The 20,247-nt window shown below is 42.8% G+C and carries 11 protein-coding genes, 2 tRNA genes and 3 rRNA genes; all 16 read left to right on the forward strand.

What is annotated here, in order from left to right:
* Window positions 1–158: 158 nt before the first annotated feature.
* The 16 genes from dnaK (at window position 159) to ruvB (ending at window position 20,219) form a co-directional block, all read left to right on the forward strand.
* A complete protein-coding gene (dnaK, locus tag J1G47_RS01625) occupies window positions 159–2,060 on the forward strand; it encodes a molecular chaperone DnaK (RefSeq protein WP_005711820.1) in 1,902 nt (633 codons plus the stop codon).
* A gap of 218 nt (window positions 2,061–2,278) precedes the next feature.
* On the forward strand, window positions 2,279–2,704 hold the full coding sequence (locus tag J1G47_RS01630) for a virulence-associated protein VapD (protein ID WP_010787163.1): 426 nt from the start codon (window positions 2,279–2,281) through the stop codon (window positions 2,702–2,704).
* Window positions 2,705–2,756: 52 nt separating this feature from the next.
* Entirely contained in the window at window positions 2,757–3,893 is a 1,137-nt protein-coding gene (dnaJ, locus tag J1G47_RS01635; protein ID WP_010787162.1) for a molecular chaperone DnaJ, read from the forward strand.
* Between the two features lie 159 nt (window positions 3,894–4,052).
* Window positions 4,053–5,522 (forward strand): 4-hydroxy-3-polyprenylbenzoate decarboxylase, encoded by a 1,470-nt coding sequence (ubiD, locus tag J1G47_RS01640; protein ID WP_207326708.1) that lies wholly within the window; start codon window positions 4,053–4,055, stop codon window positions 5,520–5,522.
* Between the two features lie 93 nt (window positions 5,523–5,615).
* Entirely contained in the window at window positions 5,616–6,644 is a 1,029-nt protein-coding gene (gene trpS / locus J1G47_RS01645) for a tryptophan--tRNA ligase (protein WP_015939957.1), read from the forward strand.
* A gap of 38 nt (window positions 6,645–6,682) precedes the next feature.
* Complete coding sequence (locus tag J1G47_RS01650; RefSeq protein ID WP_010787159.1) at window positions 6,683–7,282, forward strand: SGNH/GDSL hydrolase family protein; 600 nt, start codon at window positions 6,683–6,685, stop codon at window positions 7,280–7,282.
* Window positions 7,283–7,786, forward strand: coding sequence for a chorismate--pyruvate lyase family protein (locus tag J1G47_RS01655; RefSeq protein ID WP_010787158.1), 504 nt, complete (start codon window positions 7,283–7,285; stop codon window positions 7,784–7,786).
* A gap of 33 nt (window positions 7,787–7,819) precedes the next feature.
* Window positions 7,820–8,623, forward strand: coding sequence for a glutamate racemase (gene murI / locus J1G47_RS01660; RefSeq protein ID WP_075605650.1), 804 nt, complete (start codon window positions 7,820–7,822; stop codon window positions 8,621–8,623).
* 349 nt (window positions 8,624–8,972) lie between these two features.
* Window positions 8,973–10,515, forward strand: a 16S ribosomal RNA gene (locus J1G47_RS01665).
* A 79-nt stretch (window positions 10,516–10,594) separates the two neighbouring features.
* Window positions 10,595–10,671, forward strand: a tRNA-Ile gene (locus J1G47_RS01670).
* A gap of 69 nt (window positions 10,672–10,740) precedes the next feature.
* Window positions 10,741–10,816 (forward strand) — tRNA-Ala (locus J1G47_RS01675).
* A 284-nt stretch (window positions 10,817–11,100) separates the two neighbouring features.
* Window positions 11,101–14,117: ribosomal RNA gene (locus J1G47_RS01680) — 23S ribosomal RNA — on the forward strand.
* Window positions 14,118–14,452: 335 nt separating this feature from the next.
* Window positions 14,453–14,568, forward strand: a 5S ribosomal RNA gene (rrf, locus tag J1G47_RS01685).
* Together the 16S, 23S and 5S rRNA genes with 2 tRNA genes alongside form the textbook arrangement of a ribosomal RNA operon.
* A 146-nt stretch (window positions 14,569–14,714) precedes the next feature.
* A complete protein-coding gene (locus J1G47_RS01690) occupies window positions 14,715–17,189 on the forward strand; it encodes a class I adenylate cyclase (RefSeq protein WP_207326709.1) in 2,475 nt (824 codons plus the stop codon).
* Window positions 17,190–17,203: 14 nt separating this feature from the next.
* A complete protein-coding gene (locus tag J1G47_RS01695) occupies window positions 17,204–19,138 on the forward strand; it encodes a monovalent cation:proton antiporter-2 (CPA2) family protein (protein ID WP_075592621.1) in 1,935 nt (644 codons plus the stop codon).
* A 76-nt stretch (window positions 19,139–19,214) separates the two neighbouring features.
* A complete protein-coding gene (ruvB, locus tag J1G47_RS01700) occupies window positions 19,215–20,219 on the forward strand; it encodes a Holliday junction branch migration DNA helicase RuvB (RefSeq protein ID WP_010787109.1) in 1,005 nt (334 codons plus the stop codon).
* Window positions 20,220–20,247: the final 28 nt, after the last annotated feature.

Genomic DNA, 20,247 nt, shown 5'->3' on the forward strand with positions numbered 1-20,247 from the left:
TTTTATCCCTATTTATTGTTCCGTCTGAGCGGGAACGTAGCACAACTTCCCGTTTCTTTTTTGAAAAATGTTTGAATTGCTCTTGAAATGTAGCGAAAAAGCACAATCTTGTAGCTAACTTAAACAAACAACCAAATTTATATTAGAGGAATCAAATTATGGGAAAAATTATCGGTATTGACTTAGGTACAACCAACTCTTGTGTTGCAGTAATGGATGGCGACAAACCACGTGTAATTGAGAATGCAGAAGGTGCGCGTACTACTCCGTCAATCATTGCGTATACAGACAAAGAAACCTTAGTTGGTCAGCCAGCAAAACGCCAAGCGATCACTAACCCGAAAAATACTTTATTTGCCATTAAACGTTTAATCGGTCGTCGTTTTACTGATTCTGAAGTACAACGTGACATTGAAATTATGCCGTTTGAGATTACCAAAGCGGACAATGGCGATGCGTGGGTATCAGTAAAAGGCGAAAAAATGGCTCCACCGCAAATCTCTGCGGAAGTATTGAAAAAAATGAAGAAAACTGCAGAAGATTTCTTAGGTGAATCAGTGACTGAAGCGGTTATTACTGTGCCTGCTTACTTTAACGATGCTCAACGTCAAGCAACTAAAGATGCAGGTCGTATCGCAGGTTTAGAAGTTAAACGTATCATCAACGAACCAACAGCAGCGGCATTAGCTTACGGTTTAGACTCTAAAAAAGAAAACCAAATTGTTGCAGTGTATGACTTGGGTGGTGGTACATTCGACTTGTCTATCATCGAAATTGATAACTTAGATGGCGAACAAACCTTTGAAGTGCGTGCAACCAACGGTGATACTCACTTAGGTGGTGAAGACTTCGACAACCGTTTAATTAACTACCTTGTTGAAGAATTTCAAAAAGAGCAAGGCGTCGATTTACGCAATGACTCAATGGCAATGCAACGTGTGAAAGAAGCTGCGGAAAAAGCCAAAATTGAGCTTTCATCAGCACAATCAACCGAAGTAAATCTTCCGTATATCACCGCAGATGCAACAGGTCCAAAACACTTAGTATTAACTGTGACCCGTGCGAAATTAGAAGCATTAGTAGAAGATTTAGTAAACCGCTCATTAGAGCCAGTAAAAGTGGCGTTAGCTGATGCAGGTTTAAGCGTATCTGAGATCAACGATGTGATCTTAGTTGGCGGTCAAACCCGTATGCCATTAGTACAGAAAAAAGTGGCTGACTTCTTCGGCAAAGAACCACGCAAAGACGTAAACCCAGATGAAGCGGTGGCTATCGGTGCGGCTGTACAAGGTGGCGTATTAGCCGGTGATGTAACAGACGTATTATTGTTAGACGTAACCCCGTTATCATTAGGTATCGAAACAATGGGTGGCGTAATGACAACTTTAATTGAGAAAAACACCACGATCCCAACGAAAAAATCGCAAGTGTTCTCAACGGCGGAAGATAACCAAAGTGCGGTAACCATTCACGTATTACAAGGTGAACGTAAACGTGCCTCTGATAACAAATCATTAGGTCAGTTCAACCTTGAAGGCATTAACCCTGCACCACGCGGTATGCCACAAATCGAAGTCACATTCGATATTGATGCAAACGGTATTATTAATGTGTCTGCGAAAGATAAGAACACAGGTAAAGAGCAACAAATTAAGATCCAAGCCTCTTCAGGCTTAAGCGATGCTGAAATCGAACAAATGGTGCGTGATGCGGAAGCGAATGCAGAAGCAGACCGTAAGTTTGAAGAGTTAGTTCAAACTCGCAACCAAGCGGATGCGATTGCTCACTCAACCCGTAAACAGATCGCTGAAGCAGGTAGCAACCTTGCGGATGCAGACAAAGCGAAGATCGAAGAAGCGGTAGCGGCATTAGAAAAAGCAGCGAAAGGTGAAGATAAAGCGGATATCGAAGCGAAAATCGAAGCCCTCGTAAAAGCGTCCGAGCCGTTAATCCAAGCAGGTCAAGCTCAGGCTCAACAAGGTCAGCAACAAGCCCAACAAAGTCAAAAAGATGACGGCGTGGTAGATGCTGAGTTTGAAGAAGTGAAAGACAACAAGTAATTTACGGGTAGGGTCACACTGCGTGTGTCCACGGACGCAGGCACTGCGTCCCTACAAAGGGCGTGGCAACACGCCCTTTTGGTGTATATCTACGAAAGAAAACTCGAAATACAGGCTCAAAAGTTAAATGGTGATGATACCGTTGAAAACTGCGTTGATTATGTCCTAATTATCATCAAAAAACATTTTAGATAAAATCTAACTATTGGAAATTGAATATGAGTAGATACCTAATCACTTTTGATATGGATACAAATTGTCTAAAAGATAATTACCATGGAAATACCCATAATAACGCTTACTACGATATTCGAAATACGCTTGAAAAACACGGTTTTGAACATCTACAAGGAAGTGTTTATTTGGGGAAAGAAGGTATTAGTGAAGCACATGGCACTATTGCTATTCAGGATTTAACTGCTAAATTTGATTGGTTTTATCCTTGTGTTTCCAACATTAAATTTTATCGTATCGAAAGCGATCTCAATGCTGATTTTATTGCTGAAAATGTACATAAAGCAAAAGAAGCATTTAAACAACAAATGAAAACGTTAGAACTCACTTTGATAAATTCAGGGTTGGAACGAGCCAAAATTGATGAAATTCTAAATAAGCAGATTTTTTCATTAGAAAACAGAATATAACGAAATTAGGTTACAAGCGGTCAAATTTTCTTAAAAATTTACAAAAAATACTATGAGTAAAAAAGATTACTACGAAGTCCTTGGCTTACAAAAAGGGGCGAGTGAACAAGAGATTAAACGTGCTTATAAACGTTTAGCGGCAAAACATCACCCTGATAAAAACCAAGGCAGCAAAGAAGCTGAAGAAAAATTTAAAGAGATCAAAGATGCCTATGAAGTGTTAGGCGACAACGAAAAACGTGCAATGTACGATCAGTACGGTCACCAAGCCTTTGAACACGGTGGCGGAGCTGGTGGCTTCGGCGGATTTGGTGGTGGCGGTTTCGGTGGCTTTGAAGATATTTTCAGCGAAATGTTTGGCGGTGGTTTTGGTGGTGGCGCTCGTCGCCAACGTGTCGTGCGTGGTGATGACTTACGCTACGATCTAGAAATCACCCTTGAAGAAGCCGTGCGTGGTGTGAAAAAAGATATTCGCATTCGAACTCTTGTTCAATGTGATACTTGCCACGGTTCTGGTGCTGAAGCGGGGAGCAAGGTCGAAACCTGTCCACACTGTCACGGCTCGGGACGAGTTCGTCGCCAACAAGGTTTCTTTATGACAGAAACTGTCTGCCCAAGTTGTCACGGCACTGGTAAGAAAATTGATAAACCGTGTAAATCTTGCCACGGTGACGGACGTGTTGAGAAAACTAAAAACCTTTCGGTCACCATTCCAGCTGGCGTGGATACTGGCAACCAACTTCGCTTATCAGGTGAAGGGGCTGCAGGGGAAAACGGCGCTCCAGCAGGGGATTTATATGTGGTAATTCACGTTAAAGACCACGATATTTTCGTGCGTGACGGCTCAAATCTTTACTGCGAAGTACCGATCAGCTTCACAATGGCGGCATTAGGTGGCGAAATTGAAGTGCCGACATTAGACGGTCGCGTGAAACTCAAAATCCCAGCCGAAACCCAAACGGGTAAACTGTTCCGCGTGCGTGGTAAAGGCGTAACCAGTGCAAGAGGCGGCTATGCAGGGGATTTAATCTGTAAAGTGATTATTGAAACGCCAGTATCGCTTAATGAAGAACAAAAAGAGTTGTTACGTAAATTAGAAGAAAGTCTGGAAGGCAAAGGACAACATCGACCAAAACACGAAGGTTTTTTCAAAGGGGTGAAAAACTTCTTTGATAATTTAAGTAAATAGTTTAGTTGTATTTATTGCATTATATTCCAAATATTGTGGCTATATCTTTAAATAGATAGTTTTAATGGGCTGATTTCAGTATCATACTGGGGTCAGCTCTTTTATTTCTCTAGATTAGAAATTTTATTAAAATTGCATTTTCTTGCAATGGAGAATCAAATGAAATACAAAAACCTGCGAGAATTTCTCGATCTGCTTGAACAAAAAGGCGAACTGAAGCGTATTACTCAAGAGATCGATCCTTATTTGGAAATGACCGAGATTGCGGATCGTACTTTGAGTAAAGGCGGTCCGGCTCTCTTATTTGAAAACCCGAAAGGCTACAAAATACCTGTGCTGTGCAATCTGTTCGGCACGCCAGAACGGGTGGCAATGGGTATGGGACAAGAAGATACCAAAGCCTTGCGAGAGCTAGGCAAGTTGTTGGCGTTCTTAAAAGAACCCGAACCACCAAAAGGCTTTAAAGATCTAATCGGACAGTTGCCACAGTGGAAGCAAGTGCTGAATATGCCAAGTAAGGTGTTGAATAAAGCAGATTGTCAGCAAGTGGTGATCTCGGATGATGATGTCGATCTGTATCAACTGCCGATTATGCACTGTTGGCAAGGTGATGTCGCACCGCTTGTCACTTGGGGTTTAACTATTACACAAGGTCCTTATAAAAAGCGGTTAAATTTGGGGATTTATCGCCAGCAGTTAATCGGCAAAAATAAGCTGATTATGCGTTGGCTGTCACATCGTGGCGGTGCCTTGGATTTCCAAGAGTGGAAAGAAGCTAACCCAGATAAGCCGTTCCCTGTTTCTGTCGCATTAGGGGCAGATCCTGCTACGATTTTAGCCGCCGTTACGCCGATCCCCGATACTTTATCGGAATATGCCTTTGCAGGGTTGTTACGTGGACATAAAACCGAAGTGGTGAAATCCATCAGCAATGATTTGGAAGTGCCTGCCAGTGCTGAGATTGTGCTTGAAGGCTATATCGATCTTAACGAAACGGCGTTGGAAGGGCCTTACGGCGATCATACGGGTTACTACAATGAACAAGAGTATTTCCCTGTGTTTACCGTGACGCATATCACAATGCGAAAAGATGCCATCTATCATTCCACCTACACAGGCAGACCGCCAGATGAACCTGCAGTCTTAGGCGAAGCCTTGAATGAAGTGTTTATCCCGATTTTGCAGAAGCAGTTCCCTGAAATCGTTGATTTCTACTTACCGCCCGAAGGCTGTTCTTATCGCCTAGCGGTAGTGACCATCAAAAAACAATACGCAGGACACGCCAAGCGAGTAATGATGGGAGTTTGGTCGTTTTTACGGCAGTTTATGTACACCAAATTTGTGATTGTGTGTGATGATGATGTCAATGCGAGAGATTGGAAAGATGTAATTTGGGCAATTACCACCCGTTGCGATCCTGCAAGAGATACAACTTTAATCGAAAATACGCCGATTGATTACCTTGATTTTGCGTCCCCTATCGCAGGATTAGGCTCAAAAATGGGGATTGATGCCACAAATAAATGGGCTGGCGAGACCCAACGAGAATGGGGAACGCCGATTACCAAAAATCCCGATGTCGTCAAACGTGTTGATGAAATCTGGGAAAGTTTGGGGATTGAGGATTAATTCCTAAAATGATAAGCGGTTGAATACTTGGCATTTTTAGCAAATTTCTGCCAAAATCACACCGCTAGATTTTTTACTAAAAAGAGAAAGATTATGTCAAAACCAATAGTATTTAGTGGCGTACAGCCATCAGGCGAATTAAGTTTAGGTAACTACCTTGGGGCATTACGTAACTGGGTTAAAATGCAAGATGAATATGAATGTCTATTTTGTATCGTCGATTCACACGCCATCACAGTGCGACAAGATCCAGAGGCGTTACGCAAAGCAACCTTAGATACACTCGCTATTTACCTTGCTTGTGGTATCGATCCAGCCAAAAGCACTATTTTTATTCAATCCCACGTTCCTGAACATAGCCAACTCGCTTGGATCTTAAACTGTTATACCTACTTCGGCGAAATGGGGCGAATGACACAATTCAAAGACAAATCAGCTCGCCACGAAGATAACGTAAACGTGGGCTTATTTACTTATCCAGTGCTAATGGCGGCAGACATTCTACTGTACCAAGCAAATCAAGTGCCTGTAGGCGACGATCAGAAACAACATCTAGAAATCACCCGTGATATTGCTAACCGTTTTAATGCGTTATACGGCAAAAAAGACGCAGAGGGAAATGTCCTTGAGCCAATCTTCGCTGTGCCTGAAGTCTTTATTGCCAAAACAGGAGCGAGAATTATGTCGCTACTTGAACCAACGAAAAAGATGTCAAAATCAGATGATAACCGTAATAACGTTATCGGTTTATTAGAAGATCCAAAATCAGTGGCGAAAAAAATCAAACGGGCAATGACCGACGGTGATGAGCCACCTGTTGTACGTTACGACGTTCAAAATAAACCTGGCGTATCAAACCTACTTGATATTTTGGCAAGCGTCACAGGCAAGACAATTCCAGAATTAGAAACAGAATTTGAAGGCAAAATGTACGGTCACTTAAAAACTGCCGTTGCCGACGAAGTTTCCGCAATGTTAAGCCAACTTCAAGAACGTTATCACCATTTCCGTAACAACGAAGCATTGCTTGAAAGTATTTACCGTGAAGGTGCAGAAAAAGCGAGAGCAAAAGCGAAAGCAACCTTAGCGGAAGTGTATAAGAAAGTGGGGTTTGTTGTGTAGGATGGTTTTTAATCATTACTTTAGACAAAGGATAACCTATGAAAACAGATCAAGACATTTTAGACAGAGCATTAAGCAAACAGGCTGAGTTTGATAAAAAAGCTCAAATTACCCTTGTTGGTCACTCACTATTTGATATGTGGTCAGATATGGAACAAGGCACACCGAATATTGCAGGTAAAACGGTGGCAAATTTGGGGTTGTCTGGTACTAGCACCCGTCAATATCTTGATGTGATTGTTAAAGGTAATTTAATCAAACAGTTAGGCGAAGATGTGTTTATCTTTTTAGGGGTGAATGACATTGTAAAAGAACCTGACTATTCGCCGAAGCAAGTGTTAGATTGGATTAACGAGATTGTGTCAGCCTTTAAAACATTAGCCCCAACATCTCGCTACTATTTATTAGAAGCAACCCCTGTGAATAACATTACGACCACGGACAATCCTGCGATTTTGGCGTTAAATCAATATCTTGAAGCACATTGCCCTGCCGATATTCGTTATGTGAAAACATGGAATGCCTTTGCTAATAAAGAAGGCAAATTGGACTTAAATCTGTGTCACGACGGATTGCACTTTACTCAGCAAGGCTATGATGTGTTAGAGCAGATTTTGCTCAAACAGCTAGGGGCTTAAATGCAGGATTTCGAGCAGTATCGAACCTTATTAGCCACATCTGCTTGGCAAACGGCGGAAACGGGTTTGCCAAGCCAAGTTGCAGAATGGCTGTTACATACACACTCTTTAACCGAAAAGTTACAACAAATTTGCCAAAGGCTATCCGTTGATGTGGTGCAACAGGGCTGGCAAGCGGTCGGTTTTGAGCAACATTTTGCAAAAATGTGGGTGCGAGAAGTGGTGTTAAGTGGTGATGATAAGGTGTGGATTTTTGCTCAAACGCTATTAGTGGAAGAAACAATTGAGAATGTGGCACAAGCCGTTTTAACCCTAGGAGATAATCCTATTGGTTTGTGGCTATTTCCGCAAAATCCACAGCGTTTAACTTTGGAATGGAGCCAAGACAAGCAGACGGGCTTATATGCTCGCCGTTCAACATTGCTACTCAAAGGTTATCCGTTAGAAATTCGAGAGCTGTTTCTGCCACAATTTTCATTTGAAACCACATCAAGAAAGGCGTAGCATTCGCTCGAAGTTCTTTAATTACAAAATATAATGAAACCAACAATTCTTCTTTACGACTCAGGAATGGGTGGTTTGACTATTTACGATGCTATTCGTGAAAATCTGCCAGATGCCCATTATCTCTACTGTTTTGACAACGCGTATTTCCCTTATTCTGAAAAATCAGAAGCGGTGCTGATCGAACGAGCGGTAGGTATTGTGCAAAAAATTGCAGAAAACTATCCGCTTGATATGGTGGTTGTTGCTTGTAACACTGCCAGTACGGTGGTGCTACCTGCCTTGCGAGAACGGTTTGCAATGCCGATTGTCGGGACTGTGCCTGCGATTAAACCTGCTGCCCAAATTTCCCAAACCAAAACCATTGGCTTACTTGCAACCAAAGGCACGGTAACTCGTCCTTATGTCGATGAGTTGATTGAACGCTATGCAAAAGATTGTGTGGTAGAACGCATTGGTTCCACAGACTTGGTGGAAATTGTCGAAGAAAAACAGCAAACGGGGTCGGTGGATATGCAACGCCTGCAAAAAGTTGTTGCAGAATGGCAATCACACCCGACATTAGACACGGTGATTTTAGGTTGTACACATTTCCCATTAGTCAAAGAAGAGTTGCAACAACTATTACCACGGGTGAGTTTTTTTGTTGATCCAGGTAATGGGATTGCGAACCGTGTAGTGAGCTTATTACAAGATGTGAAGAGGAATGTGAATAACGAAAACAAAGAAAATCAGGCATTTTGTACGCAAAACAGTGAAGACTTCCTAAAAAGAGAAAAGGTAATGCAGAATTGGGGATTTAAACGCTTAAATATACTGAATTTTGCTGAAAAATAATTTTGTTTAAAATCAATGGGTTATGTTTTGCTGTTTTTAATTTTTGGTGAAAAACAAAACATTTAGAAAAAAACTTTAAAAAAGTACTTGCGTTGGATTTGAATTTCTCTATAATGTGTGCCACACAACGACGCACTGTTGTGAAGTGTTTAAATTTGACAGTGCGTCGTTCTTTTTTGCTCTTTAACAACTTATCAGACAATCTGTGTGGGCACTTGTTGATTGACTTTGTTTAAATATATTTTTTTAATTTTGAAGTCTTAATAGGTGCTTAAACTAGAAATTCATTTTTACTTAAAAGTAATATGTAAACTTTAGCTAAGCAGTTTATTGAGCGATTAAACTTTTTAAATTGAAGAGTTTGATCATGGCTCAGATTGAACGCTGGCGGCAGGCTTAACACATGCAAGTCGAACGGTAGCAGGGAGGAAGCTTGCTTTCTTTGCTGACGAGTGGCGGACGGGTGAGTAATGCTTGGGGATCTGGCTTATGGAGGGGGATAACGACGGGAAACTGTCGCTAATACCGCGTAATGTCTAAGGACTAGAGGGTGGGACTTTCGGGCCACCTGCCATAAGATGAGCCCAAGTGGGATTAGGTAGTTGGTGGGGTAAAGGCCTACCAAGCCGACGATCTCTAGCTGGTCTGAGAGGATGACCAGCCACACTGGAACTGAGACACGGTCCAGACTCCTACGGGAGGCAGCAGTGGGGAATATTGCACAATGGGGGGAACCCTGATGCAGCCATGCCGCGTGAATGAAGAAGGCCTTCGGGTTGTAAAGTTCTTTCGGTGATGAGGAAGGGTGATGTTTTAATAGAGCATTACATTGACGTTAGTCACAGAAGAAGCACCGGCTAACTCCGTGCCAGCAGCCGCGGTAATACGGAGGGTGCGAGCGTTAATCGGAATGACTGGGCGTAAAGGGCACGCAGGCGGTGACTTAAGTGAGATGTGAAAGCCCCGAGCTTAACTTGGGAATTGCATTTCATACTGGGTGGCTAGAGTATTTTAGGGAGGGGTAGAATTCCACGTGTAGCGGTGAAATGCGTAGAGATGTGGAGGAATACCGAAGGCGAAGGCAGCCCCTTGGGAAAATACTGACGCTCATGTGCGAAAGCGTGGGGAGCAAACAGGATTAGATACCCTGGTAGTCCACGCTGTAAACGCTGTCGATTTGGGGATTGGGCTTTATGTTTGGTGCCCGTAGCTAACGTGATAAATCGACCGCCTGGGGAGTACGGCCGCAAGGTTAAAACTCAAATGAATTGACGGGGGCCCGCACAAGCGGTGGAGCATGTGGTTTAATTCGATGCAACGCGAAGAACCTTACCTACTCTTGACATCCTAAGAAGCTTTCAGAGATGAGAGTGTGCCTTCGGGAACTTAGAGACAGGTGCTGCATGGCTGTCGTCAGCTCGTGTTGTGAAATGTTGGGTTAAGTCCCGCAACGAGCGCAACCCTTATCCTTTGTTGCCAGCGATTCGGTCGGGAACTCAAAGGAGACTGCCAGTGATAAACTGGAGGAAGGTGGGGATGACGTCAAGTCATCATGGCCCTTACGAGTAGGGCTACACACGTGCTACAATGGTGCATACAGAGGGTGACGAAGCCGCGAGGTGGAGTGAATCTCAGAAAGTGCATCTAAGTCCGGATTGGAGTCTGCAACTCGACTCCATGAAGTCGGAATCGCTAGTAATCGCGAATCAGAATGTCGCGGTGAATACGTTCCCGGGCCTTGTACACACCGCCCGTCACACCATGGGAGTGGGTTGTACCAGAAGTAGATAGCTTAACTGAAAGGGGGGGCGTTTACCACGGTATGATTCATGACTGGGGTGAAGTCGTAACAAGGTAACCGTAGGGGAACCTGCGGTTGGATCACCTCCTTACCTGAATGAAGAGATTTGCAAGTGTTCACACAGATTGTTTGGTAATTGTAGACAAGAAAGAGAACGAAGACATCCTTTTGGGTCTGTAGCTCAGGTGGTTAGAGCGCACCCCTGATAAGGGTGAGGTCGGTGGTTCAAGTCCACTCAGACCCACCACTCTAAACGGTGAAGAGAAATCTATACTGAATAGTGAGTGAAACGAAGAAAGCGATGTGATGACATTTTGGGGATATAGCTCAGCTGGGAGAGCGCCTGCCTTGCACGCAGGAGGTCAGCGGTTCGATCCCGCTTATCTCCACCAATCATCATATTTAAGTGAACAAGCAAAATAGAAACTGAATGCGAAATAAAAGCAAGAAGTGACCGCTTGTTAATTTAAGTATGATGATTTAGCCGAAAGGTGATTATCGAATGTTCTTTAAAAATTTGGAAACAAGCTGAAAACTGAGAGATTTTCTGTAGGGGCAAATCACATTTGCCCTGAAACAAGAAAGTCTGAGTAGTAAGAAAAATCTTGACTGAACAAAAGCAGTCAAGTGTTTAGTAGTTAATATCAACTTCAAGTGAAAATGTTTGAGGTTGTATGGTTAAGTGACTAAGCGTACACGGTGGATGCCTAGGCAATCAGAGGCGAAGAAGGACGTGCTAATCTGCGAAAAGCTTGGATGAGTTGATAAGAAGCGTTTAATCCAAGATATCCGAATGGGGAAACCCAGTAGATGAAGAATCTACTATCAATAGATGAATACATAGTCTGTTGAGGCAAACCGGGAGAACTGAAACATCTAAGTACCCCGAGGAAAAGAAATCAACCGAGATTTTGTCAGTAGCGGCGAGCGAAAGCGAAAGAGCCAGCAAGTGATAGCAGCAAAGACAGAAGAATTGGCTGGGAAGCCAAGCGACACAGGGTGATAGCCCCGTATTTTAAGTTTATGTTGTGGTACTAAACTTGCAACAAGTAGGGCGGGACACGAGAAATCCTGTTTGAAGATGGGGGGACCATCCTCCAAGGCTAAATACTCCTGATTGACCGATAGTGAACCAGTACTGTGAAGGAAAGGCGAAAAGAACCCCAGTGAGGGGAGTGAAATAGAACCTGAAACCGTGTACGTACAAGCAGTGGGAGCCCTTTTGGGTGACTGCGTACCTTTTGTATAATGGGTCAGCGACTTATATTTTGTAGCGAGGTTAACTGAATAAGGGAGCCGAAGGGAAACCGAGTCTTAACTGGGCGGTGAGTTGCAAGGTATAGACCCGAAACCCGGTGATCTAGCCATGGGCAGGTTGAAGGTTGGGTAACACTAACTGGAGGACCGAACCGACTAATGTTGAAAAATTAGCGGATGACTTGTGGCTGGGGGTGAAAGGCCAATCAAACCGGGAGATAGCTGGTTCTCCCCGAAATCTATTTAGGTAGAGCCTTATGTGAATACCTTCGGGGGTAGAGCACTGTTTCGGCTAGGGGTTCATCCCGGATTACCAACCCGATGCAAACTGCGAATACCGAAGAGTAATGCATAGGAGACACACAGTGGGTGCTAACGTCCATCGTGGAGAGGGAAACAACCCAGACCGCCAGCTAAGGTCCCAAAGTCTATATTAAGTGGGAAACGAAGTGGGAAGGCTTAGACAGCTAGGATGTTGGCTTAGAAGCAGCCACCATTTAAAGAAAGCGTAATAGCTCACTAGTCGAGTCGGCCTGCGCGGAAGATGTAACGGGGCTAAAATATAGCACCGAAGCTGCGGCATCAGGCGTATCACAAATACGCCTTCGATTAACAACATCGAATGAAGTGAAACGGAATAAGATGTTGGTCAAGCACCCAACACGTTGAGTTGGCATAAAGTGCGGATAGAAATCAGAGGAATATTTGTGATACGCCTGTTGGGTAGGGGAGCGTTGTGTAAGTCGATGAAGGTGTATTGAGAAGTATGCTGGAGATATCACAAGTGCGAATGCTGACATAAGTAACGATAAAACGAGTGAAAAACTCGTTCGCCGGAAGACCAAGGGTTCCTGTCCAACGTTAATCGGGGCAGGGTGAGTCGGCCCCTAAGGCGAGGCTGAAAAGCGTAGTCGATGGGAAACGGGTTAATATTCCCGTACTTGGTAAAGCTGCGATGTGGGGACGGAGAAGGTTAGGTTAGCAGACTGTTGGATGTCTGTTTAAGTTGGTAGGTGGGAAGTTTAGGCAAATCCGGACTTCCATAACACTGAGAGATGATGACGAGTTTCTACGGAAATGAAGTAACTGATACCACGCTTCCAGGAAAAGCCACTAAGCGAAAGGCTTTACTAAACCGTACTGAAAACCGACACAGGTGGTCAGGTAGAGAATACTCAGGCGCTTGAGAGAACTCGGGTGAAGGAACTAGGCAAAATAGCACCGTAACTTCGGGAGAAGGTGCGCTGGCGTAGGTTGTAAGAGTATACCTCCGAAGGCTGAACCAGTCGAAGATACCAGCTGGCTGCAACTGTTTATTAAAAACACAGCACTCTGCAAACACGAAAGTGGACGTATAGGGTGTGATGCCTGCCCGGTGCTGGAAGGTTAATTGATGGTGTTATCGAAAGAGAAGCTCCTGATCGAAGCCCCAGTAAACGGCGGCCGTAACTATAACGGTCCTAAGGTAGCGAAATTCCTTGTCGGGTAAGTTCCGACCTGCACGAATGGCATAATGATGGCCAGGCTGTCTCCACCCGAGACTCAGTGAAATTGAAATCGCCGTGAAGATGCGGTGTACCCGCGGCTAGACGGAAAGACCCCGTGAACCTTTACTATAGCTTGACACTGAACATTGAATTTTGATGTGTAGGATAGGTGGGAGACTTAGAAGCAGGCACGCCAGTGCTTGTGGAGTCGTCCTTGAAATACCACCCTTTAACGTTTGATGTTCTAACGAAGATTACGAAACGTGGTCTCGGACAGTGTCTGGTGGGTAGTTTGACTGGGGCGGTCTCCTCCCAAAGCGTAACGGAGGAGCACGAAGGTTTGCTAATCACGGTCGGACATCGTGAGGTTAGTGCAATGGTATAAGCAAGCTTAACTGCGAGACAGACAAGTCGAGCAGGTGCGAAAGCAGGTCATAGTGATCCGGTGGTTCTGAATGGAAGGGCCATCGCTCAACGGATAAAAGGTACTCCGGGGATAACAGGCTGATACCGCCCAAGAGTTCATATCGACGGCGGTGTTTGGCACCTCGATGTCGGCTCATCACATCCTGGGGCTGAAGTAGGTCCCAAGGGTATGGCTGTTCGCCATTTAAAGTGGTACGCGAGCTGGGTTTAGAACGTCGTGAGACAGTTCGGTCCCTATCTGCCGTGGGCGTTGGAGAATTGAGAGGGGCTGCTCCTAGTACGAGAGGACCGGAGTGGACGCATCACTGGTGTACCAGTTGTCTCGCCAGAGGCATTGCTGGGTAGCTAAATGCGGAAGAGATAAGTGCTGAAAGCATCTAAGCACGAAACTCGCCTTAAGATGAGTTCTCCCTAGCTATAAGCTAGTAAGGGTTGTTGGAGACTACGACGTAGATAGGTCTGGTGTGTAAGCGGTGTGAGCCGTTGAGCTAACAGATACTAATTGCCCGAGAGGCTTAACTATACAACCTCAAGCGTTTTTGAAGTAGACGTGAGAGAGTTAGAGAGCTAAATAGAAACGAAAAGACTAAACAAAACTCAGAGAACAGCTTGTTTCGAATAAGAATAGTGTGGGGGCAAATTACATTTGCCCTTAAAGAACAGAAAGATGTAGGGGCAAATTACATTTGCCCTTAAAGAACAGAAAGATGTAGGGGCAAATTATATTTGCCCTTAAAGAACAGAAAGATGTAGGGGCAAATTATATTTGCCCTTAAAGAACAGAAAGATGTAGGGGCAAATTACATTTGCCCTTAAAGAACAGAAAAAAGAAGATAGAGAGAATCATCAAAAGATTTTCCCGACGACAATAGTGCAGTTGTCCCACCTGACTCCATACCGAACTCAGAAGTGAAAAGCTGTAACGTCGATGGTAGTGTGGGGATTCCCCATGTGAGAGTAGAGCATCGTCGGGGGGGTTATTAAAGAGAAGAACCGCAGGTTAGAGATAGCTTGCGGTTTTTTGTTTTCTGTATACATATCTGATTTGATTCTCCGCTTTTACTTTTTTTCCAAAAAATGTTAAATTGATCACATTTTTAATCCATTGAGATAACCACTGATGAAAGAGCTGATCTTACCTAAAATAAGTCAAAACCTAGCAAGCTCATCTCTTTTTCAAGATCAATTATCTTATATAAAACATCGAGTTGATATGCTCGATCAGTTCCGTATCCATAATACGTTACGCAACCATTCCGAAGCTTTCCAAAGCGTTTTTTCATTATTACCCGCTTTATTACACTATAACATTCCGAGTTTGCCTGCGTATGTTGAAAATGCACCAAAAGGTATTTTTAATTTCAACTTATCGGCTACTCAGAAAGCCCATTTGTCGACCTATTTTCCTCTGCCTGAAGATACAAAATATGTCGCTTTTGATGGTTTGTATGTGATGGGGGGGAGTATTGGATCAATTACGCAAACTTGTTTATCAGACTTGGATCTATGGCTTTGCCATTCGCAATCTTTTAGTTTAGAAGAATCTGAATTATTACAGAAGAAATTGACTTTAATTCAGCAGTGGGCAAAACAGCAAGGGATTGATGTTAATTTCTATTTGATGAATCCAAATAGGTTTAAAGCAAAAAACTACAATAGTGATGTGTGTGATGAGCATAATGGTTCTGCACAGCATTTCTTTTTGCTTGATGAGTTTTATCGTTCGGCAATTCGTTTAGCAGGTAAGCGGATTTTATGGCTACATATAAATAATGGCGAACAGGATTATGAGCAATATGTTCAGCAAGCGGTGAGTTTAGGGCAATTAAATCCAGAGGAATGGATCGACTTTGGAGATTTCTCTGCATTAGCAATTGATGAATATTTCGGGGCAAGCCTTTGGCAACTTTATAAAGGGATTGAAAGCCCTTATAAGTCGGCGATTAAAATTTTATTGCTGGAAAGCTATGCAGAAACTTACCCTGAAACACACCTTATTTCTAAGAAATTCAAGCGGTTATTACTTTCAACGGCAGAGGTTCGCTATCATTTTGATCCATATTTAGCAATGTTAGAGCAAGTAACAACATATTTAGAAAATCGTAAAGAGTTTGTTCGATTAGACCGCTTGCGTAGCTGTTTTTATATCAAGGCTTATGATGGTCAGCACGATAGTTGGCGTAAAGAAGCATTGAGAGAGTTGGTGACGCAGTGGCAATGGAGCGAGCGTGAAATCGAATGTTTAAATAATTGCCGTCAGTGGAAAGTGAAAAAAGCAATGACACATCAGCAGATGATTGTTGAACAGTTATTGCAAAGTTACCGTAATTTAATTCAATTTGCTCGCAAATTTCATATTGATCCAAGCATTTTGCCACAGGATACCGATATTTTAATGCGTAAACTTTATTCTGCATTTGAAGTTGTGCCAGGTAAAGTACCTTTAATCAATCAAAATATCGCTCGAAATTTAGCCGAAGATGAAGTGACTTTCATTGAAGTCAATGAAGGTGTTTCAACTAAAGCAGGCTGGTATCTGATCAATCACGCCCCGTTAAGTTCCTATGACTCAACAACCCGCCACGTTCAGTATCAACGAACACTTATCAAATCAGTGGCTTGGGCTTATTTTAATCGTGTTATCACAGCCTCTACGCAAATTCACTTGGTCAGCCAAAGCCTTCAGCTTTCAACCTTGCGTCAGTTTATTACGGATTTACGTCTTTCATTTCCTGTCGCAACGCCAGCATTGAAAGATGATGATCTTTATCACCCAAATGAAATTCGTAATCTGATTGTCGCGATTAATTTAATTCAAGATCCGACAAAAGATTTATCTCCCTTATCTAAAACGGAGATGGCACAACTGGATCTGTTTAATTTAGGCTCTTCAGAGCAAGGAATGATTGGTAGTGTTAGCATTATTTATCGCAATATGTGGAATGAAATAATGACACAGCACTTTGAGGGAAATGATGCCATTTTGAAATCCCTCAAGTTAATTTCTAATAAAATTTATCGTAATTCTGCACCTCCACAATCTGTCAATGTATTTTGTTATAGCTGTCAGCTAAGAAATGAGTTACAAAATGCAGTAATGAGTTTGGTCAATCGTTGCATTACCGTACAAACAGGCTCTATTTTCCAACGCCAGCAGGCACAGACATTCAAAATGGCTGGAAAAAAATGGCAACTGATTTTTAATAAAAATAATAATTTACAAAATATTGTTGCCGATGAACTCAACGATTTGGGTGATGAGTTGTCAGAGTTTACAGGCAATATTCCTAAAGAGATTTATGATTTTGCCAGTGAAGGCTTTTTACAATTTTTCTTTGATGATAACACCGACGGCAGTTTTAATGTTTATGTCCTTGATAAAAATAACCAGACCGAATGTTATTGCAACTGTGTTGGGGATAAAGAAAATAAAATCCGACGTATTAGCCGATCTTATTCAGACACGGAAGATACCAAAGAAAGCCTTAATAGCTTTAATTTTCCTCAGTTTTATCAGCTCTTAAAACAAAATGATATGATTAAAATTGTACCATTTCAGAGTAAACAACATCGAGAATTTTTAGAACAACATTAAAAATAGGAAAGTTTATGTCCTCAACTTTAGCTAATCCCGAATTGATTAAAACCGTGGTGTTACTTGCAACAAGTATTACTATTGTTCCGCTTTTTAAACGAATTGGACTAGGCAGTGTATTAGGCTACCTCGTGGCAGGTTGCTTAATTGGTCCTTCAGGTGCGGGACTATTCCAAGATCCAAATGCAGTTGTACATATGGCTGAGCTTGGGGTAGTGATGTTCTTGTTTATTATCGGCTTGGAAATGCACCCTGAGCGTTTGTGGAGTATGCGTAAAGCGATTTTCGGTCGAGGTTTTTTACAGGTCGCTCTATGCGGGACATTGCTCACTTTTGCAGGTATTTTTATTCTAGGTTTACCAAAAGAAGTTGCGTTCATTGCAGGAATGGGCTTTACACTCTCTTCGACTGCGATTGTAATGCAAGTGCTTGAAGAAAAAGGGATTAGTACCACACCTAAAGGACAGCGTATCGTTTCGACATTAATTTTTGAAGATCTAGCTATTGTGCCATTATTAGCCTCTATTGCATTTTTAGCACCTGAACAAGCTGGAGCAGAGCAAGGGACAAATTGGACTGCGATTGGTGCGGGCTTAGTGGTAGTGCTGATCTTAGTTGCTTCAGGTAAATGGTTAATGAACCCGCTGTTTAAGATGATTTCTAAAGCTCACATTCGCGAAATGATGACCGCAGCGGCATTATTAGTGGTATTAGGTTCTGCTTTGTTAATGGAATTGAGTGGTTTATCTATGGCAATGGGGGCATTCGTTGCAGGGGTTATGTTGTCTGAATCGTCGTTCCGTCATCAGCTAGAGGCAGATATTGAACCATTTAGGGGTTTATTACTTGGTCTATTCTTTATGGGCGTAGGAATGTCTCTCGATCTTTCTCTTGTACTGAATAATTGGCTATGGTTACTGGGTGTGGTATTGCTTTATGTGGTAGGCAAAGGGCTATCTATTTATGTTGTTGCATTAGTTACTAAACTGACTAACCGTGAAGCCATTATGCGTACAGCGATTATGTCGCACGGTGGTGAGTTTGCGTTTGTTCTTTTTTCTGCTGCCGCTGCTGCAGGTGTTTTTACCGCAGATAATCAAGCGACATTCACTGCAGCGGTGATCGTATCAATGCTTTTATCCCCATTAGTTGTGATTGTAATTCAACGTTTGGTGAATTTGAAAGCGAAAAAATCCACAGGGGAAGCTCAACCAAATTTAGAAGGCATTGAATTTGCAGAAAATTTAGAAAGTAGTGTTCTTGTTATTGGCTTTGGACGTTTTAGCCAAATTGTCTGCCAAGGCTTGTTAGCCCGTGGAATTAATGTTTCGGTGATTGATTCTGATGTTGAGAATATCCGTACGGCAACCCGTTTCGGCTTTAAGGTTTACTATGGTGATGGAGCAAGAATTGACGTATTAAGAGCCAGTGGTATAGCACAAGCAGACTGTGTGATTGTTGGTTTAGCTGAACCTGATCGCACTTTGCAAATATTAGAATTAATTAAACACGAATATCCATTAGTGCCTGTTTTTGCTCGTTCTTACGACCGATTCAATACTGTGAATTTAATTAAACATCATGTTGATTACCAAGTGCGTGAAACCTTCGAATCTGCTTTATTGCTGAGCAAGGTGACCCTTGAACGATTAGGTGCAACAGAAACAGAGGCTCAAGATGTAATTAACCTTGTCCGCCATTTGGATCAGGAGCGTCTGAATGAAGAAGTTCTACACTGTTTTTCCGATGAAATTGCGAAAAAATATTGGCGAATTGAACCATTTGTAAAACCAATACACGAAGCGACCGCTTTAAATGAAGAAACTGCGGATATTTTGGAAGAGGTTGGGGAAAGTATTGAGGTTGTTGAAGTTGAACTTGATGATCAGAGTGAAATGGAAAAGATTAAGTTAGCGACTGATGAAAAGAAAGAAGATGAATTAAGTTAAAATAATTCTTAGCTATTTGAAAGTTAAATTACTTTATAATTTAACTTTAATATGAAATGTAAGATAGATTAAGACAATGATTGAAGCTGACAGAATTATCAGTGCCTCAGCAAAGAAAGAGGACGAAACTATAGATCGTGCAATTCGCCCTAAAATGCTTGCCGATTATGTCGGACAGCCATCAGTGCGAGAGCAGATGGAAATTTTTATCAAGGCGGCTAAATTACGTAATGATGCTTTAGATCACCTGTTGATCTTTGGGCCTCCAGGCTTAGGTAAAACGACACTGGCGAACATTATTGCCAACGAAATGGGCGTGAATATCCGCACGACATCAGGGCCAGTGCTGGAAAGAGCAGGAGATCTTGCCGCAATGCTGACAAACCTAGAACCCTACGATGTGCTTTTTATTGACGAAATTCACCGCTTGTCGCCAGCCATTGAGGAAGTGTTGTATCCAGCAATGGAAGATTATCAGCTTGATATTATGATTGGTGAAGGCCCTGCCGCACGTTCCATTAAACTCGATCTTCCCCCATTTACCCTCGTTGGAGCAACAACACGAGCAGGTTCTTTAACTTCGCCTTTGCGTGACCGCTTTGGCATTGTGCAACGCCTGGAGTTTTATTCCGTTGAAGATCTCACTTCGATTGTAAGCCGTAGTGCCAGCTGTTTGAATTTAAATTTATCCCCTGAGGGAGCCTACGAAATTGCACGCCGTTCACGCGGAACGCCTCGAATTGCAAACCGCTTGTTACGTCGAGTACGAGATTTTGCAGACGTACGAAACAACGGCATTATTTCCTCGGACATTGCAAAACAAGCATTAACGATGTTAGATGTCGATTCCGAGGGTTTTGATTTTATGGACAGAAAATTACTCTCTGCTGTCATTGAGCGATTTGATGGCGGACCTGTTGGATTAGATAACCTTGCAGCCGCCATCGGCGAGGAACGGGAAACCATTGAAGATGTGCTAGAGCCTTATTTAATCCAACAAGGCTTTTTGCAACGTACGCCAAGAGGGCGGATAGCAACGTCGAGGACTTATAGTCATCTGGGGTTGGTAAAATCTGAATAGTGTAAATCGGTAGAATTTTTAAGGTTCT

It is taken from the genome of Glaesserella parasuis (assembly GCF_017352235.1).
Lineage (GTDB): Bacteria > Pseudomonadota > Gammaproteobacteria > Enterobacterales > Pasteurellaceae > Glaesserella > Glaesserella parasuis.

Excerpts from the sequence above, each read along its gene's own strand:
- dnaK (WP_005711820.1), top strand. The coding sequence starts at position 159 with ATGGGAAAAATTATCGGTATTGACTTAGGTACAACCAACTCTTGTGTT.
- J1G47_RS01630 (WP_010787163.1), top strand. The coding sequence starts at position 2,279 with ATGAGTAGATACCTAATCACTTTTGATATGGATACAAATTGTCTAAAA.
- dnaJ (WP_010787162.1), top strand. The coding sequence starts at position 2,757 with ATGAGTAAAAAAGATTACTACGAAGTCCTTGGCTTACAAAAAGGGGCG.
- ubiD (WP_207326708.1), top strand. The coding sequence starts at position 4,053 with ATGAAATACAAAAACCTGCGAGAATTTCTCGATCTGCTTGAACAAAAA.
- trpS (WP_015939957.1), top strand. The coding sequence starts at position 5,616 with ATGTCAAAACCAATAGTATTTAGTGGCGTACAGCCATCAGGCGAATTA.
- J1G47_RS01650 (WP_010787159.1), top strand. The coding sequence starts at position 6,683 with ATGAAAACAGATCAAGACATTTTAGACAGAGCATTAAGCAAACAGGCT.
- J1G47_RS01655 (WP_010787158.1), top strand. The coding sequence starts at position 7,283 with ATGCAGGATTTCGAGCAGTATCGAACCTTATTAGCCACATCTGCTTGG.
- murI (WP_075605650.1), top strand. The coding sequence starts at position 7,820 with ATGAAACCAACAATTCTTCTTTACGACTCAGGAATGGGTGGTTTGACT.
- J1G47_RS01690 (WP_207326709.1), top strand. The coding sequence starts at position 14,715 with ATGAAAGAGCTGATCTTACCTAAAATAAGTCAAAACCTAGCAAGCTCA.
- J1G47_RS01695 (WP_075592621.1), top strand. The coding sequence starts at position 17,204 with ATGTCCTCAACTTTAGCTAATCCCGAATTGATTAAAACCGTGGTGTTA.
- ruvB (WP_010787109.1), top strand. The coding sequence starts at position 19,215 with ATGATTGAAGCTGACAGAATTATCAGTGCCTCAGCAAAGAAAGAGGAC.